At 75.2% G+C, this 16,290-nt stretch carries 17 protein-coding genes; 6 read left to right on the forward strand and 11 right to left on the reverse strand.

Annotation, left to right across the window (positions count from 1 at the left end; all coding sequences use genetic code 11):
* Window positions 1-12: 12 nt before the first annotated feature.
* Window positions 13-399 carry a phage holin family protein gene (locus KUM42_RS09920; protein WP_237496604.1) on the reverse strand — a complete coding sequence of 129 codons (387 nt, stop codon included), beginning with the start codon at window positions 397-399 and terminating at the stop codon, window positions 13-15.
* A gap of 210 nt (window positions 400-609) precedes the next feature.
* Between KUM42_RS09920 and KUM42_RS09925 the strand changes: the two genes are divergently transcribed.
* The 6 genes from KUM42_RS09925 to KUM42_RS09950 all read left to right on the forward strand — a co-directional run bounded on the left by KUM42_RS09925 (window position 610) and on the right by KUM42_RS09950 (window position 7,530).
* Window positions 610-1,317, forward strand: coding sequence for a septum formation family protein (locus KUM42_RS09925; RefSeq protein ID WP_237496605.1), 708 nt, complete (start codon window positions 610-612; stop codon window positions 1,315-1,317).
* Window positions 1,314-1,493 carry a hypothetical protein gene (locus KUM42_RS09930; protein ID WP_237496606.1) on the forward strand — a complete coding sequence of 60 codons (180 nt, stop codon included), beginning with the start codon at window positions 1,314-1,316 and terminating at the stop codon, window positions 1,491-1,493. The genes KUM42_RS09925 and KUM42_RS09930 overlap by 4 nt, the downstream gene beginning before the upstream one ends.
* Before the next feature lie 169 nt (window positions 1,494-1,662).
* Window positions 1,663-4,272 (forward strand): LuxR C-terminal-related transcriptional regulator, encoded by a 2,610-nt coding sequence (locus KUM42_RS09935; RefSeq protein WP_237496607.1) that lies wholly within the window; start codon window positions 1,663-1,665, stop codon window positions 4,270-4,272.
* Window positions 4,273-4,424: 152 nt separating this feature from the next.
* Window positions 4,425-5,168: a TVP38/TMEM64 family protein gene (locus KUM42_RS09940; RefSeq protein ID WP_237496608.1), complete on the forward strand. Its 744-nt coding sequence runs from the start codon at window positions 4,425-4,427 to the stop codon at window positions 5,166-5,168.
* 179 nt (window positions 5,169-5,347) lie between these two features.
* The gene (locus KUM42_RS09945) at window positions 5,348-6,538 is read left to right on the forward strand and encodes an ATP-binding protein (RefSeq protein WP_237496609.1); all 1,191 of its coding nucleotides are present in this window, start codon (window positions 5,348-5,350) and stop codon (window positions 6,536-6,538) included.
* 56 nt (window positions 6,539-6,594) lie between these two features.
* Window positions 6,595-7,530, forward strand: coding sequence for an alpha/beta hydrolase (locus tag KUM42_RS09950; RefSeq protein WP_237496610.1), 936 nt, complete (start codon window positions 6,595-6,597; stop codon window positions 7,528-7,530).
* Window positions 7,531-7,537: 7 nt separating this feature from the next.
* On the opposite strand, the gene KUM42_RS09955 is transcribed toward KUM42_RS09950, so the two are convergent.
* The 10 genes from KUM42_RS09955 to KUM42_RS10000 form a co-directional block, all read right to left on the reverse strand.
* Window positions 7,538-9,247, reverse strand: a complete 1,710-nt coding sequence (locus tag KUM42_RS09955; RefSeq protein ID WP_237496611.1) for a SpoIIE family protein phosphatase — start codon at window positions 9,245-9,247, stop codon at window positions 7,538-7,540.
* 100 nt (window positions 9,248-9,347) lie between these two features.
* Entirely contained in the window at window positions 9,348-10,760 is a 1,413-nt protein-coding gene (locus KUM42_RS09960; RefSeq protein ID WP_237496612.1) for a cation:dicarboxylate symporter family transporter, read from the reverse strand.
* A 192-nt stretch (window positions 10,761-10,952) separates the two neighbouring features.
* A complete protein-coding gene (locus KUM42_RS09965; RefSeq protein WP_237496613.1) occupies window positions 10,953-11,441 on the reverse strand; it encodes a hypothetical protein in 489 nt (162 codons plus the stop codon).
* Window positions 11,438-11,800, reverse strand: a complete 363-nt coding sequence (locus KUM42_RS09970) for a response regulator (RefSeq protein ID WP_237496614.1) — start codon at window positions 11,798-11,800, stop codon at window positions 11,438-11,440. Before KUM42_RS09970 ends, KUM42_RS09965 begins: the two co-directional genes overlap by 4 nt.
* Complete coding sequence (locus KUM42_RS09975) at window positions 11,797-12,300, reverse strand: chemotaxis protein CheX (protein ID WP_237491849.1); 504 nt, start codon at window positions 12,298-12,300, stop codon at window positions 11,797-11,799. Before KUM42_RS09975 ends, KUM42_RS09970 begins: the two co-directional genes overlap by 4 nt.
* A complete protein-coding gene (locus tag KUM42_RS09980) occupies window positions 12,297-12,680 on the reverse strand; it encodes a response regulator (RefSeq protein WP_237491851.1) in 384 nt (127 codons plus the stop codon). The genes KUM42_RS09975 and KUM42_RS09980 overlap by 4 nt, the downstream gene beginning before the upstream one ends.
* Before the next feature lie 2 nt (window positions 12,681-12,682).
* Window positions 12,683-13,507 carry a protein-glutamate O-methyltransferase CheR gene (locus KUM42_RS09985; protein ID WP_237491853.1) on the reverse strand — a complete coding sequence of 275 codons (825 nt, stop codon included), beginning with the start codon at window positions 13,505-13,507 and terminating at the stop codon, window positions 12,683-12,685.
* On the reverse strand, window positions 13,504-14,628 hold the full coding sequence (locus tag KUM42_RS09990) for a chemotaxis response regulator protein-glutamate methylesterase (RefSeq protein WP_237491855.1): 1,125 nt from the start codon (window positions 14,626-14,628) through the stop codon (window positions 13,504-13,506). Before KUM42_RS09990 ends, KUM42_RS09985 begins: the two co-directional genes overlap by 4 nt.
* A gap of 126 nt (window positions 14,629-14,754) precedes the next feature.
* Window positions 14,755-15,669, reverse strand: a complete 915-nt coding sequence (locus tag KUM42_RS09995; protein ID WP_237491857.1) for a hypothetical protein — start codon at window positions 15,667-15,669, stop codon at window positions 14,755-14,757.
* A gap of 202 nt (window positions 15,670-15,871) precedes the next feature.
* Complete coding sequence (locus KUM42_RS10000; RefSeq protein ID WP_237491859.1) at window positions 15,872-16,258, reverse strand: helix-turn-helix transcriptional regulator; 387 nt, start codon at window positions 16,256-16,258, stop codon at window positions 15,872-15,874.
* Window positions 16,259-16,290 lie beyond the last annotated feature (32 nt).

A 16,290-nucleotide genomic window follows, 5' to 3' on the forward strand; every position in this document is an offset into this window, starting at 1 on the left:
GCCGCCGCATGGTCAGCCGCGGACCTTCAGCGGCAGCAGCAGCTCGGCGATCCAGCTGCAGACGGCGATGAGGAAGCCGCCCAGCAGCGCCGCCACGAAGCCGTCGACGGTCAGCCGGTCCGACAGCGCCGCGGTGAGCCCCAGCAGCGCGGCGTTGATGACCAGCAGGAACAGCCCCATGGTCAGCACGACGAACGGCAGTGACAGCAGCCGGATGACCGGGCCGACGATCGAGTTGACGACGGCGAAGAGCAGGGCCACCCACAGGTAGGTGCCCGCCGTGCCGAACGTGCCGTCGTCGTTGCCGATGACGTCGATGCCGTCGACCAGCCGGGTCACCAGGTACATGATCACGGCCAGGACGACGACGCGGAGGGCGAACTTCGCGATCGTGTTCACGGCGCGCACGCTAGCGCCCGCCGACCGCCGACCGGCCCCGCTGCGCCGGCCGGGCCCCCGCGCGTCGCCGCCACCCGTACCGCAGATGCCGTACTCCGATGACCGCGTTGCCGTAGTGCGTACGGTGCCCGCCCGATCAGCGCGCCCACAGGATCGATCTCGTCCTGCTGGAGCCGGGACGACCCCCGGCCGCACCGATCGGAGCTCCCCGTGACACGCACCCACCGCCGTGGCGCGCACCGCGCACCCCGCCGTCCCGCCACCACGCTCGCCGGCCTGGTCGCCGCCGCCGGGCTGGCCCTCGTCCTCACCGCCTGCGGCGGCGACCCCGCCGACCGGCTGGACGGCGAGACGACCGAGGCCATCGAGGACCTCACCGGCCAGGACGTCGGCGACATCGCCGACGTCCTCCGCGACTACGAGGAGTCGCTCGGCGACGTCGACCAGCCCACCCCGGAGGAGGCCCAGGCGGTCTACGAGGAGTGGCTCGCCGGGAAGACCGCCGACACCGACACCGAGGACCCCGCGATGCACGCCGGCCCGCTGGGGATGGAGGCGATCGGGGCACCGCTGACCGTGGGCGACTGCTCGAACGACGCCTCGGTCTTCCTCGGCACCAGCCAGGTCACCCCGGTCGACTGCAGCACCGGGCACAACGTGGAGGTGTACTCGGTGGTGTCGGTGGCCGACATGGGTGAGCAGTGGCCGGGTCCCGACGCCCTGTCGGCCGAGGTCGAGTCGGAGTGCGAGGCCGCGTTCGAGGACTACGTCGGCGTCCCGGCGAGCCGGTCCGAGTACCAGTGGCGGGACCAGCAGCCGTCCTACGAGACCTGGGCGGAGGGCGACCGGAACGTGCTGTGCCTCGCCTTCGACCTGTCCGGCGACATGACCGGTTCGCTGAGGGGCGCGGACCGGTGACCGCCACCGTCTCCCCTGCGGCGGTCAGCGGCGGGCGGGCGCCGGCGAGCGGTTCCGCCACCCCCGTCGGCCGGGCCCTGCACGCCCTCGCGCTGGGCGTGGCGGTCGGTGGCCTCGGCGGGGTGCTGACGGCGATCGGCGGGGTGGCGGTCCTGCTGCCCACCCTGCTGGGCTGACCGGGGAGCCCGACGTCGTGGCCGGCCTGCGGACGGGGCTCCGAGAGGGGTCCTGGACAGCGCCTGCTGCCCTATCCTCGGCGCCGTCCGGGCTGTCGAGCGGCGGGGGCCAGCGGTGCGCACTCCTCCTCGGGACGGCGGGTCCGGGACACCACCCGCCCGGTGGACGGTGCGGCCCCGGCCGGCCCTGCTGGCCCAGGCACTGGCCGAGCTCGCCCGGCCCGGGGTCGTGGGCATCGCCGTCACCGGCGAGGCGGGGTCCGGGAAGACGACGCTGGCCAGCCAGGTCGGCGCAGCGGCCGGTGCCCGGTGCGCCGTGCTGCTGGTCCGCGGGAGCGCCCTCGCGGCCCGGCACGCATACGGCGCCCTCTCCCCGTACCTCGACGGGCTGCCGGCCGACGTCGGCGACGACCCGCCGGACCCACTGGCGGTCACCCGGGCCCTGCAGCAGCGGCTGCGGGGGCTGGGGGGTGCGACGGCCCCGCTCGTCGTGGTGGACAACGTCGACCAGGTGGACGGGCACAGCGCCGACGTGCTCGGCGCGCTGGCCGGGTCCGGTGAGCTGCGCCTGCTCGTGGTCGCCGACGACGTCACGGCCGCTCCGGACGCCGTGGTCGACCTCTGGCGCGACGGGCTGCTCGGCGCCGTCGTCGTCCCCCCGTGGAGCCCCGAGGAGGTCGACGCGGCCGTCCGCGACCGGCTCGGGGGCCAGGTCACGGCGGGGGTGCGCCGGCACCTGCGGGACTCCAGCGAGGGCAACCCGATGCTGCTGCGGCACCTGCTGGAGCTCGGCGTGCACAGCGGCGGGCTGGTGCGCTCGCACGGCAGCTGGACCGTCGACGCCTTCCGGTGGTCGGCCCCTGACGCCGGGGGCCTGCTCGACGCGCCGCTGGCCCGGTGGACGGCGGCGCAGCGGCAGCTCCTGGAGCTGGTCGCGCTGGTCGACCACGTCCCGCTGACCGCGGTCGACCGGCTGCTGCCCGCCGACCAGCTGGAGGCGCTGCAGCGTGCCGGCGTCGTGGTGGTCGAGGCCGGGGAGGTCCCGGGTCCCCCCACCGCCCGGCTGGCGAGCCCGGCCCTGGCCCGGGCCGTCGGCCAGCAGGTGCCCTGGGCCCGGCGGCGGACGGTGCTGCGGACCGCGGTGGAGCTCGGCGTGGGCAGCGGCGACCCGAGCGCCGCGCAGGAGCTGGGCCTGGCCGCGCTCACCCTGGACACCGGGGCCGTGCTGGAGCCCGCGCTGGCGGTCCGCGCCGCCGGCACCGCCCTGCTCCAGCACGACGCACCGCTGGCGCTGCGGCTGGCCGGAGCGGTCCCGGCGGGTGAGCACGAGGTGCTCGCCACGGTGCTGCGCTCCCAGGCGCTGCGGGTGCTCGGCCGGCGCGACGAGGCGGTGACCGCCCTCGAGGAGCTGCGCGCCCGCCGCTGGGCGTCGATGTCCGCCGGCGAGCGCGTGCAGTGGGCGATCGAACGCGCCGACACCGCCCGCTACGCCCCGCAGGAGGCGCGGGAGGCGGCCCTGGCGGTGCTCGACTCGCTGCGCACCGGCGCGCCGACGACCGATGCGGACCCCGAGGCCATGCTGGACGTCGCCTGGGCCTCGCTCGCCTACTCGGGCGGCCGGTACACCGAGCTCGTCGAGCGGCTGGACCCCGTGCACCGGGCCGGCACGGCGGCCGGCGTCGAGCGGTGGACGGTCGGCGGTTCCCTCCTGGCGGCCGCCCTGGCCGCGCTCGGGCGCCAGCAGGAGGCGGGCGCGGTGGCCGCGCAGGTCGCGGAGGTGTGGCACCGCGGCGAGCTCCCCCCGGACCTGTCGATGGTCGTGCTGTCCGGGCTGAACGTCGCCCTGCTGACCTGCGGTGAGTGGGGCGTGGTGCGGGACCGGCTCGCGCTGCCCGGGCCGCACCGCGACGCCCGCAACGGCGTCTCCGACGACCTCGGACTCGGCCTGGTGCACGTGCTGTGCGGCGACGGTCACCGCGCCCGGCCGCTGCTCCGCTCGGCCCTCGCCGGCTTCGTGCTGCGCGACCCGCACCGGCTCGAGGGGCTCGCCCGCGCAGCACTGGCGTGGGCCGAGGCGCTGGCCGGCGACACCGCGGCCGCGCGCACCGAGCTGTCGCGGTACGCCCCCACGATGTGGCTGGACCACGACGGCCCGGTGACCCCGCAGCTCAGCCTCTCCGGCGCCCGGCTCACCCTCGGTGACGACGTCCGGGACGAGGTGGTGGCGCGCGGGCGCGTGCTCGTGGAGCGGGGGCACCTGGGCAACGCCGCGGTCGTGCTCTCCCAGGCCGCCCGGCACGGGTCCGCCGACGCCGTGGAGCTGCTGCGCGGCATGCCGATGGACTCCCCCGGACCCTGGATGCGCGCCGCCCGCGACCACGCCGAGGGGGTCGCCACCGGCGACGCCGACCTGCTGGCGCGGACGGCGGACCGCCTGCTCGCCGACGGTGACGCCGGGTTCGCCGTCGACGCCGCGACGGCCGCGCTGCAGGTGCCGGACGCACCCCGGGAGGCGGTGCGCACCGCCACCCGGGTGCTCTCGCTCGCCCGTCGTCGGCTCGCCGGACCGGCCGGCCCCGGCGCGACCGCCGGGCCGCTGACCCGACGCGAGCACGAGGTGGCCGAGCGGGCGGCGCAACGGCAGTCCAACGCCGAGATCGCCGCCGCCCTGCACCTGTCGGTGCGCACCGTGGAGAGCTACCTGCAGTCGGCCTTCGGCAAGCTCGGCGTCAACAGCCGCACCGAGCTGCCGGCCGCACTGGACGGCGCCGGCGCCTGACCGTCCGGGACCCGCGTCGCACGACCCGGAGGGCGACGACGGGGTGCGGTCGGTGCTCGCGCAGCTGCCCCTCCCGCCGCGTCCCGTCACTCGCACCCCGCCCGTGCGACACGAGCGCCGGCCGGCGGGCGGGCGCCTTGCACACTGGACGGGTGGCCCCTCCCCCCGCAGCGACCGACGACGCACCGGTGCGCACCGACGCACCGGCGGGCACCGCGGCGCCGGTCACGCGCCGGCTGCCCCGGCGGGCGCTGCTGCGGACGGCGGCCCTCGTCGTCCTGCTGGCCGCCGGCTGCGTGCTCGCCCTGCTCGTCGACGTCCCGGACGTCGCCACGCTGCGCACCTGGCTCGACGACCGCGGCGCCACCGGCTGGGCCGTGCTGCTGGTCGGGCTCGCCCTGGCCACGCTCGCCCCGGTGCCCCGCACGGCGCTGTCGGTGCTCGCCGGCGTCCTCGCCGGCTTCTGGGGCGGGCTGGGCCTGGCCCTGGGCAGCGGGGTGCTCGGCGCGCTCGCCGGCTTCGGCCTGGCCCGGTGGCTGGGCCGGGAGACCGTCACCCGGCTCGCCGGGCCGCGGCTGGCCAAGGCCGACGCACTGCTCACCCGGCGCGGTGCTCTCGCGGTGATGACCGGTCGGCTGATCCCGGTCACCCCCTTCACGCTGGTCAGCTACGCCGGTGGGCTCTCCGGCATCCCGGTGGGGCCCTACCTGCTGGGTTCGGCCGTCGGCCTGGTGCCCGGCACCGTGCTGCACGTGACCATCGGCGCCACGGTCGGCGCGGCGGGCGACGGCGGCGGCCCCGGGCTGCTGCTCAGCCTGGTCCCGCTGGCGCTGGGCGCGGTGGGTCTCGCGGGGGCACGCTGGTGGCAGCTGCGCCGTCGTCGTCGCACCGCCTGACCGCTGTTCGAACACGTGTTCGATAACTCTGTTACGGTGGTCGAGCAGGTGCAGGAGCCACCTCTGCCATTGTCTAGCCACAGCGCTAGAGAGCGGCAGACGGCGGTCGAGTCGCCGCTCCATGCCCTGGTCTATGCCTGTCTAGCGTCCGGGCAAGAAGGCCGCATAGCCTCCTCGACATGGACCCCGTGCGGAACCCGTACGCCCCCGGCGCCGGGCAGCGCCCACCCGAGCTGGCCGGCCGGGACGTCGAGCTGTCGGCCTTCGACGTCGTGCTGGAGCGCATCGCCCGCGGCCGCCCGGAGCGCTCGCTGGTGCTCACCGGCCTGCGCGGGGTGGGCAAGACCGTGCTGCTCAACCAGCTGCGCTCGGCGGCCATCACCCGCGGCTGGGGCACCGGCAAGATCGAGGCCCGCCCCGACCAGTCGCTGCGGCGCCCGCTCTCGGCCGCGCTGCACATGGCGCTGCGCGAGCTGCGGCACCCCGACCAGGAGTCCACCGACGCCGTCCTGGGGACGCTGAAGGCCTTCGCGCAGCGCCAGGCACCCGCCGACGCGCGGGTCCGCGACCGCTGGCAGCCCGGCATCGACGTCCCGGCCACGACCGGCCGCGCCGACTCCGGGGACATGGAGATCGACCTGGTCGAGCTGCTCAGTGACGTCGCCGGGATCGCAGCCGACGTGGGCAAGGGCGTCGCGCTCTTCATCGACGAGATGCAGGACGTGCAGACAGACGACGTCTCGGCGATCTGCGCGGCCTGCCACGAGCTGTCGCAGCAGGGCGCCCCGCTGATCGTCGTGGGTGCGGGGCTCCCCCACCTGCCCGCGGTGCTCAGCGCCTCCAAGAGCTACTCCGAGCGGCTCTTCCGCTACCTGCGGATCGACCGGCTCGACCGGGACGCCGCGGACCGCGCGCTGCTGGCCCCCGCCGAGCGGGAGGACGTCACCTTCGAGCCCGCCGCGCTGGACGCCCTCTACGACGCCGCCGACGGCTACCCCTACTTCGTGCAGGCCTACGGCAAGGTCACCTGGGACGTCGCCGCCTCCTCCCCCATCACCGCCGCCGACGTCGCGATGGGCGCCCCGGCGGCCGAGGCCGAGCTGGCGGTGGGCTTCTTCGGCTCGCGCTACGACCGCGCCACCCCCGCCGAGCGGGAGTACATGCACGCCATGGCCACCCTCGGCGGGCCGGCCGGCAACGCGGTGGGGACGTCGGACGTCGCGGTCAGCCTGGGCCGCAAGCCCGCCTCGCTGTCCCCGGCCCGCGACTCGCTGATCAAGAAGGGCCTGGTCTACTCCGCCGAACGGGGCCAGATCGCCTTCACCGTCCCGCATTTCGGCCGCTACCTGCTCAGCCACGCCACGGACTAGTCGCGCAGCGCTCGGTTCCACGTGCAACAACCGGGACCGAGGGGGAGGGTGACGGCGTGAGCACCGCTGCCGAGGTCCGTACGCCCGAGGAGATCACCGTCCCGGTGGCCGGGGGTGACCTCGCGGCGCTGTACTGGGCCGCCGACGCGCCCGCCGCCCCGCTGGTGGTGCTGCTGCACGGGATCACCAGCAACGGCATGGTGTGGGCGCCGATCGCCTCCGCGCTGGCCGGCGGCTGCCAGGTCGTCGCCCCCGACCTGCGCGGCCGGGGCCGCAGCGCCGGGCTCCCCTCCCCCTACGGGCTGGGCGCCCACGCCGACGACGTCGCCGCGCTGCTGGAGGCCTTCGGCGCCGACGGCGGTGCCGGGGCCGACGTCACCGTGCTCGTCGGCCACTCGATGGGCGGCTTCGTCGCCGCCCTGGCCACCACCGGCACCGCCCGCGGCCGGGTCCACGGGCTGGTGCTGGTCGACGGCGGGCTGCCCTTCCCCGTGCCCCCGGCCGCCGACACCGACGACATGCTGGCCGCCTTCCTGGGCCCGACCCTGGACCGGCTGGGCGCCACGTTCCCCGACGAGGCCGCGGTGCGCTCGTTCTGGGCCGACCACCCCACCGTCGGCCCGTGGGTCGACGACCCGGCCGTGGCGGCGTTCCTCGCCCGCGACCTCACCGGCAGCGGCCCGCAGCTGCGCAGCGCGGTCTCCCCGGAGGCCGTGCGGGTCGACGGCGCGGACATGCTGCGCAACGAGGCGGTGCTGGAGGCCACCACCGACCTGCCGGTGCCGGCGACCTTGCTGTGGGCGACCCGCGGCATGGACGGGGGCACCCCCGGCCTCTACGACGAGGTGCGGCTGGCCGGCCTCGGGCTGGAGGGCGCGCACGTCACGGCCCGTGAGGTGCCCGACACCGACCACGACTCGGTGCTCTGGAGCCCCCAGGGCGTGGCGGCCGTGGCCGCCGCCGTGCGGGAGGCCGCGACCCGCCTCGACTGAGCGCGGGTCAGCGCTGCTCGGGGTGCGCCCGCACCACGAGCAGCGCGACGTCGTCCTCGGCGCCGTCGGCGAGCATCTCGACCAGCAGGCCGTCGCACAGGTCCTGGACCGGTGCGCCCGCCAGGCCGGCGGCGACGGCCCGCAGCCGGGCCCGCCCGGTGTCCAGGTCGCCGGTCCGGCGCTCGAACAGCCCGTCGGTGAACAGCAGCAGCGTGGCGCCGGGCAGCAGGTCGGCGACCCCGTCGGTGCGCTCCCCCGCCCAGTCGATGCCCAGCGGCGGGCCGACCGGTGCGGCCAGGTCGACCACGGTGCCGTCGGGCTGCAACAGCAGCGGCACCGGGTGGCCGGCCGACGCCCACCGCAGCCGGCGCAGCCCCGCCGCGCGGGCCACCTCGTCCTGCTCGATCCGGCCGACCAGGGCGGTGGCCAGCGTGGCGACGCCCAGCCCGGCGACGGCCCGGTCGGCCCGGGCCAGCACCTGCGCGGGCCGCTCCTGCCGGTCGTAGGCGATCGCCCGGACCGTGGTCTTGAGCTGCCCCATCGTGGCGGCGGCCTCGAGGTCGTGGCCCACCACGTCGCCGATGACCAGCACCGTGTCGCCGTCGGGCTGCTGGAAGGAGTCGTACCAGTCGCCGCCGATGGCGATGCCCCGGGTGGCCGGCCGGTAGCGGACGGCGATCTCCAGGTGGTCGGGCTGCACCGGGTCCGACAGCAGGCTGTGCTGCAGCCGTTCGGCCACCCGCAGCTGCGCGCCGGCCAGCCGGGCGTTGTCCAGCGCCAGCGCCGCCCGGAAGGACGCGACGGCGGCGGTGCGCAGCTCCAGGTCGGTGAACGGACCGCGCTCGGGACCGTTGACCAGCGTCAGCGCGCCGAACAGCTCCTCCCGGGCGATGAGCGGGTGGACCGCCACCGCGCTGGGCCGCAGCTCCCGGACCGCCTCGAGCGCCCGGGGGTCACCGACCATCGCGGCCAGCGCGTCGTCGGTGAGGTGCTGGACGACCACCGGCTGGCCCTCACGCAGCGAGGTGGGCACCGGGGCGTTGGGCCGGTTGGAGCGCACCCGCTGGTCGGCGTAGCGGTCGACCTGCGGCATCAGCGCCGGGTCCCGGTGGGCGCGGCCGACGTCGCGGCGGACGCCGTCCTCCACCACGCTGACCAGGCACCAGTCGGCGAGGGTGGGCACGACCCGGTCGGCGAAGCGGTGCACCGCCTCCTCGACGTCCAGGGTGGAGGTCATCGCCTGGCTGATGTCGCCGAGCAGCATCAGGTGCCGGCCGGCCAGCGCGGCCTCGGCGGCTGCCTCCGCGGCGCGGGCGGCCTCCTCCTCGCGGGCCGCGGCGGCCTCGGCACGGGCCAGCTCGCCCTGCCGGCGGCCGGTGACGTCGTCGTAGGTGACCACGAGGCCGCCGTCCGTGCGGAAGGCGCCGACCTGGAAGAGGAGGCCCAGGGGGGCGGACCAGGCCTCGAAGCTCGCCGGCTCACCGGTCTCGGCGACGTGCCGGTAGCTGCGCTCGACGTCGGTGTCGAGGGCCTCGGGGAACTCCGCCCACACGACCCGGCCGACCAGCTCCTCGACGGTGCGGCCCAGCAGGGCGGCGCCGGAGGGGTTGACGTAGCTGAACCGCCAGGTGTCGTCCAGCACGAAGAGCGGACGCGCCATCCCGTGCACCGCCCGCACCAGCAGGTCGGAGGGCGCCGGGACGCCGAGGGCGGTCATCCGGACACTGTGCACCATCACGGGGCCGCCGACGGCCATCGCCGCCCCGGGGGGCCGCCGACGGCCACCCGACCGGGTGACCGCCGCGGCGCCGCCGGGTTCAGCGCGGGGAGGGTGTCTCGCCGGTGCCCGGTGCCCCGCTGGCCGCGGCCAGCCCGTGGTCGCCGCCGTGCCCGTCACCGGCCATGGTCGCCTCGTCGAAGGGCCGCCGGCCGGCCAGCACCTCGTCGAGCTGCTCGCGGTCCAGCTCCTTGGTCCAGCTCGCCACCAGCACCGTGGCGATGGCGTTGCCGGCGAAGTTGGTGACCGCGCGCGCCTCGGACATGAAGCGGTCGATGCCCACGATCAGGCCCACGCCGTCCAGCAGCTCCGGGCGGTGCGAGGACAGGCCACCGGCCAGCGTCGCCAGGCCCGCGCCGGTGACGCCGGCGGCCCCCTTCGAGGCGATGATCATGAAGACCAGCAGGCCGATCTGCTCGTGCAGCGACAGCGGGTCGCCGAGGGCCTCGGCGATGAAGAGCGAGGCCATCGTGAGGTAGATGGCCGTGCCGTCGAGGTTGAACGAGTAACCGGTCGGCACCACGATGCCGGCCACCGGCTTGGACACCCCGACGTGCTCCATCTTGGCGATCAGCCGGGGCAGCGCGGTCTCCGACGACGACGTGGAGACGATGAGCAGGAACTCCCGGCCCAGGTACTTCAGCAGCTTCCACACGTTGATCCGGGTGAAGGCCCACAGCACGGTGCCCAGGACGCCGAACACGAAGATCAGGCAGGTCGCGTAGAAGCCGAGCATGAGGACGGCCAGGCTCTTCAGCGCGTCGATCCCGGTCGCCCCGACCACGGCCGCGATCGCCCCGAAGGCACCGATCGGCGCGACCCACATGACCATCGACAGGACCTTGAACACCAGCCGCTGGAAGTGCCCGATCCCGCGCAGGATGGGCTCGCCGCTGGTGCCCATCGACTGGATCGCGAACCCGACCAGCAGCGCCACCAGCAGGGCCTGCAGCACCGACCCCTCGGTGAGGGAGGAGACCAGCGTCTTCGGGATCAGCCCGAGGATGAAGCCGGTCGTGCCGCCCGCTCCCTCGGCCGTCTCGGCCAGGGCCTGCCCGCGCTGGCGCAGCGCGTCGGAGAGCTGCAGCCCGTCGCCGGGGTGCAGCAGGTTGCCCACGACCAGGCCGATGGCCAGGGCGAAGGTGGACATCACGATGAAGTAGCCCAGCGCCAGGCCACCGACCCGGCCGACCTGGGCGGCCTTCCGGATGGAGCCGATGCCCAGCACGATCGTGCAGAAGATGACCGGGGCGATGAGCATCTTGATCAGGTTGACGAACGCGTCACCCAGCCACTTGAGGCTGACGGCGAAGTCGGGGAACACGAACCCGACCAGGATGCCGAGGGCGACCGCGGCGATCACCGACAGGTAGAGCCAGTGCGTGCGGTCCCGCCGGCGGCTGGGCGTGCCGGTGTCCGCGCCGCCGTCCCCGGACGTGCTGCCTGTCGCCATGACCGCCGCTCTCCCCTGCCCTGGATCGGATGTGCCGGGAGATCATCGCGCGGACCGGCCGGGCCGCTGCAGCCGGGGTGTGACGGCGGACACCCCCGGCGTCCGACCCCTGGGACGACGCAGGACCGGGGGAGCTGGGCGGTGGCCCTGCTCCCCCGGTCCCGGGGTCGTGCGGTGCTGCGGGTGCTGCGGTCAGTGCGCCAGCACGATGGACAGCGAGCCCTTGCCGTAGCCGGCCACGTCGACGGTGAGGTCGATGCGGTTGAAGGCGGCGGCCAGGCCGGCGATGTCACCGGGGAGCGCCTCGCCGGGGGCGTAGAGCTTGTAGAGCTTGGAGTGGGTGATGCCGCCGCCGTTGAACAGCGCCGCCATCACGTTGACCACCTCGTACAGCACCTCCAGGTGCATGTCCGAGAGCTCGCCCTCGTCGATGGCGTCCTCGAGCCCGCCCTTGGGCAGCAGCGCGAAGGCACCGGCGCACCAGGCGGCCAGCGGGACGTCCACCAGGGTCAGGGCCGTGGTGTTCAGCTGCGGGTCGACGTAGACGGCCACGGCCGGCTTGTCGTTGAGCGAGATCGGCTCGCCCGTGCCGACCGTGACGTCCTTGCCGATCAGGCCCTCGATGAGGTCCCGGACGTCCTTCGGGTTCGGCAGCAGCGCGGGAGCGGTCGGGGCGGTCACGCGATGACCCCGTCCAGCGCCTCGCGGAAGGTGTCCTCGGTGAAGGGCTTGGCGATGAGGAACAGGGCGCCGGCGCTGGCCGCCTTGTCCCGCATCTCCGGCGAGCCCTCCGAGGTCACGAAGCCGAAGGGCACCTGGGAGCCCGACGCGCGCAGCGCCTCGAGGCACTCGATGCCGGTCATCTCCGGCATGTTCCAGTCCGAGAGCACCAGGTCCGGCTGCTCGGCCGCGACCATGTCGAAGGCCTCCTTGCCGTCGGCGGCCTGGATGATGTCGTGGTCGTCGTACCCCGCCTGGCGCAGGGTGCGGATCACGATCTGCCGCATGACACGGCTGTCGTCGGTCACCAGGATCTTCATGGCTGCGGCACCTCGTTCCGCTCGGTGTGCGGCGCCCCGGTGGCGCCCTGCACGGTGATGGTCAGGTACTGCCCTCGCCACTGACCGACGAGGGAGCGGACGTCGTCCAGCCGCCCGGTGAGGGGCGCGGACCCGATCTGGGGGAGTCCCAGGGCCGAGGGCCCCGGGAGGACGGACTTGATGTTGCCGCCGAGCACGTTGGCCAGTTCGCCCAGCGCATCGGCGACGTCCTCGTCGTCCACGACCGTGGGCGGCCGGGTCATCAGGACGCACTCGGTGAGCGCCGCGGCGGTGGCCGGGGCGCAGGTGACGACGACGGCGCCGTTCCACGGGCCGGAGATGGTCACCCAGGCGCTGACGACCTCGGCCGGCGGCGCGACGGGCACCGGCACGAAGGCCTCACCGTCGCCCACCAGCGAGGGCCAGACCTCGTCGGCGATGCTCTGCACCGTCTCGACGTCGAGCAGCTCGGAGATCGGCTGAGCGTGGGACAGGGTCATGCGGACACCTCCTCGGGGAGCAGGCCGAGCAGCGCGAGCTTGTCCCGCATCGCGTCGGCGGTGAAGGGCTTGATCAGGTACTCGTGGGCACCGGCGGCCAGCGCCTTGACGATCTGGCCGGTCTCGCTCTCGGTGGTGACCATCATCAGCGTCACCTGCCGGTACGCCGGGTTGGCCCGCACCGACATGACGAACTGCAGCCCGTCCATCACCGGCATGTTCCAGTCGATGCAGCAGAGGTCGGGCACGAAGCCCTCCTCGAGCACGTCGAGGGCCAGGCGGCCGTCGCCGGCCTCGCGGACCTCGTAGCCGAAGTCCTTGAGGATCGTGCCGACGATGCGCCGCATGGCGCGCGAGTCGTCGATCACCAGAGCACGCATGGTCAGGCTCCCTTCCGGGGGCGGTAGGCGGAGCCGCGGCCGAGGACGACCCGCTCCCAGTTGTCGTCGACCCCGAGGGTCGTCTCGGCGGCGCCGAGGAAGAGCCAGCCGTCCGGCCGCATGATCTGCCGGACGCGGCCGAGGATCTGCTGCTTGGTGGCCAGGTCGAAGTAGATGAGGACGTTGCGCAGGTACACGACGTCGAAGGGGCCGAGCCGGGGCAGCGGGGCCGCGAGGTTGCACTCGCTGGCCGTCACCATCCGGCGCAGCGCCGGGGCGATCTCCCACTCGTTGCCGGCGCGGGTGAAGTGCCGCACCAGCATCGATGCGGGCAGTCCGCGGTTGATCTCCAGCTGGCTGAAGCGGCCGGCGCGGGTGCGCTCGACCATCTGCCGGGACAGGTCGGTGGCGGTGATCGACACCCGGGTCGCCGCGTTGGGCAGCGCGTCGGACAGCAGCATCGCCAGCGTGTAGGCCTCCTGCCCGCTGGAGCAGGCCGCGGACCAGATCTGCAGCCGCTCGTCGGGGCGGCGGGCGGCCAGCAGCTGCGGCAGCACCGTGCCGGTGAAGGAGGTGAACGGGTCACCGTCCCGGAACCACGACGTCTCGTTCGTGGTCAGGGCCTCCACGATCCGGCGGGTGACCGCCGGGTCGGGGTGGTTGCGGACGCTCTCGACCAGCTCGCTCACGCCGGACAGGCCGCGCTGCTGGGCCATCGGGAGCAGTCGGGCCTCGACCAGGTACTCCTTGCCCGGCTGGAGCACGATCGCGCTCTCGCGGTGCACCAGCTGGCGCACCCAGTCGAAGCTCGTGGTGGTCAGGGTCATCGGGTGCCTCCCATCGGAACGGCGGCGCGGCCGGCCGCGGAGAACGCAGCGGGTCGCGGGGTGGGCAGGAGCCGGGTGATCGCCTCGGCGACCCGCCCCAGCGGCAGGACCTCGTCGGCGAACCCGGCCTGGGTGACGGCACCGGGCATGCCCCAGACGACCGAGGTGGCCTGGTCCTGGGCGACGACGCTGCCGCCGGCGTCCCGGATCAGGCCGGCGCCGATGCGCCCGTCGGAGCCCATGCCGGTGAGCACGACCCCGAGGACGGCGCCGTCGTAGGCGGCGACCGCAGAACGGAAGAGCACGTCGACGGCCGGGCGGCAGAAGTTCTCCGGCGGGGCCTGGTTCAGCGCGGTGCGCCGGTTGGCCCCGCTGGTGCCCACGGTGAGGTGGAAGTCGCCGGGCGCGATGTGCACGGTGCCCGGGGCCAGCAGGGTGCCGTCGACGGCCTCGACCACGTCCAGCGCGCAGAGGCGGTCCAGCCGCTGGGCGAACTGACGGGTGAAGACCGGCGGCATGTGCTGGACCAGCAGCACCGGGACGGGCAGGTTGGCCGGCAGCAGCGGCAGCACCTTGGTCAGCGCCTCGGGCCCACCGGTGGAGGAGCCGATGACCAGCACGGCGGGGGGCTTGGGGGCACGGGTGCGGGCGACCGGCGGGCGGACCGCGACCGGCGCGGCGGCCGCGGGTGCGGCGGCGCTCGCGGTCTGCGGGCGGCCGGTGAGGGCCTTGATCTTGGGGATGAGCTGCTGGCGGACGCTCTCCATCGACTGCGCGACGCTGCCGACGTTGGCCGGCTTGGTGACGTAGTCGTTGGCGCCGGCGCTGAGCGCGTCCAGGGTGGCGGAGGCGCCGCGCTCGGTGAGCGTGCTGAACATGATGATCGGCACCCGGTTGCGCAGGCCACGGATGGCCCGGACCGCCTCGATGCCGTTCATGTCCGGCATCTCGATGTCCATCGTGATCAGGTCCGGCTTGAGCTGCTCCAGCTTCGCCACGGCCACGCGGCCGTTGACGGCGGTGCCGACGACGTTGATGATCGGGTCGGCGGAGAGCACGTCGGTCACGATCTTGCGGACGACGACGGAGTCGTCGACGACCATCACCCTGATCTGTTCCACGCGTTCCCCCGCAGCCGTAGGTACCGGCCGGTGGGCCGCTCCCTCCCTGTATCGGCACGGGGTGGCGGGGCTTGAGCGGATTCGGACGTGTCCTGCGGATCCGGGGCGGGGGCACCCCCCGAGGGGTCAGTCCCCGAGCGGGAGGGCCCGTCCGGTGACCATCGCCCACGGGGAGCCCAGCACGGTGAGCGACTCCTCGTCGAGCAGGTCGGCCATCGCCAGCCCCTGCACGCAGCCGGACAGGGCGTTCCACACGCCCTCGGCACCGTCGCGCGGGGAGAAGCCGCCCTCGACGAACGCCGCGACGCTCATCAGCTGCGCGGCGGCCAGCGTGCGGGTGCGCCCGGAGACGTGCGCGGCCCAGGCGGCGCCGTGCATGGCCGCGGCCCACGGGCGGCGCTGTGCGCGACCGGCGTCCACGGCGGCCCGCCAGCGGCGGCGGTCGACCTCGTCGGCCCCGCGGACGGCGTCGAGCAGCTCGGCCAACCCGGTGGCCATCGGCCCGAGGTCGGGCCGCGGGCCGCGCTCCCAGGCGGTGGCGGTGGCGTGGGGGCCGGTCAGCTCGCGCCGGGTGGCGGCGTCCAGGGCGTCGGAGGCCCACCAGCCGGTGGCGGCGTCGGCCAGCACGTCGGCGGCCAGGGCGGCGACCGCGGGGTCGCAGTCGGCGACGACGGCGTGCTCGGGGCCCAGGACGTCGTCGCGGACGAGACGCTCCAGGGCCGGGGTGTTGCCGATGGTGCTGCGCTCGAGCAGGGCGACCAGCGCCGCCGAGCGGTCCCCGGCGCCCTCGGCCGGGCCGGTCACGTCGCGCAGCTGCGGGACACCGGTCGCGGCGAGCTCGTGCGCACGGCGGGCCCGCACGGCCAGGGCGGCGCGCTCGGACTCGGAGCGGCCCGCGGCGGGGTGGGCCGCGGCGAGCCGGCGGAGGGTGTCGGCGTCCGCACCGAGGCCGGTCAGCAGGACGTCGGCCACCTGCGCCCCGCCGGGGAGTCGGACCAGGTCGAAGCCGAGCGTCGCTGCGCTGACCAGGGAGTAGGGCACGTCGTCGCCTCCAGGGGTGTGGTGCGGCAAGCGTGCGGGGCTCCCGCGACGCACCGCCACGCGCTGCTCACCCGCTCGCGGGACAGCGAGGAGGGAGGGCGGCGCGTTCCTGCCCGAGGGTCAGTGCCCGGTGACAGCGTGTTCTAACCCGTGTCACCCGGTCGGTGCCGTTGCAGACCGGTGCCCGGCCGGCGGGGGCCGCTCAGGCGGGGGTGGAGCTCCGCGCGGCGTCGGCCAGCGCCACGGCGTCGTCCGCGCCGTCGAGGGCCGCCAGCAGCGCCTGCCCCTGCCGCAGGTGGGCGGTGAGCATCCGCCGCGCCACCGCGAGCAGCTCGGCCGTCTGCGGGTCGCACAGCGAGCAGATGACGTTGCTGCCCGACCGCCGGCTGTCCACGACACCCGCCCGCCGCAGCACGCTGACCTGCTGCGACAGGTGCGACAGCTCCAGACCCGTGCCCGCGGCCAGCTCACCGATGGTGCGGTCGGACTCGGCCAGCAGCTCGAGCACCCGGATGCGGGCGGGGTGGGCCAGGGCCTTGAAGAGGTCGGCCTTGGCCTCCGCGAGCGGCCGGCCGGGCGTGAACGGCATGAGCCGAGCATAGAGCCGGGAGGTAGCGTCTC

The organism is Modestobacter sp. L9-4, from assembly GCF_019112525.1.
In the GTDB taxonomy this organism is placed as follows: domain Bacteria; phylum Actinomycetota; class Actinomycetes; order Mycobacteriales; family Geodermatophilaceae; genus Modestobacter.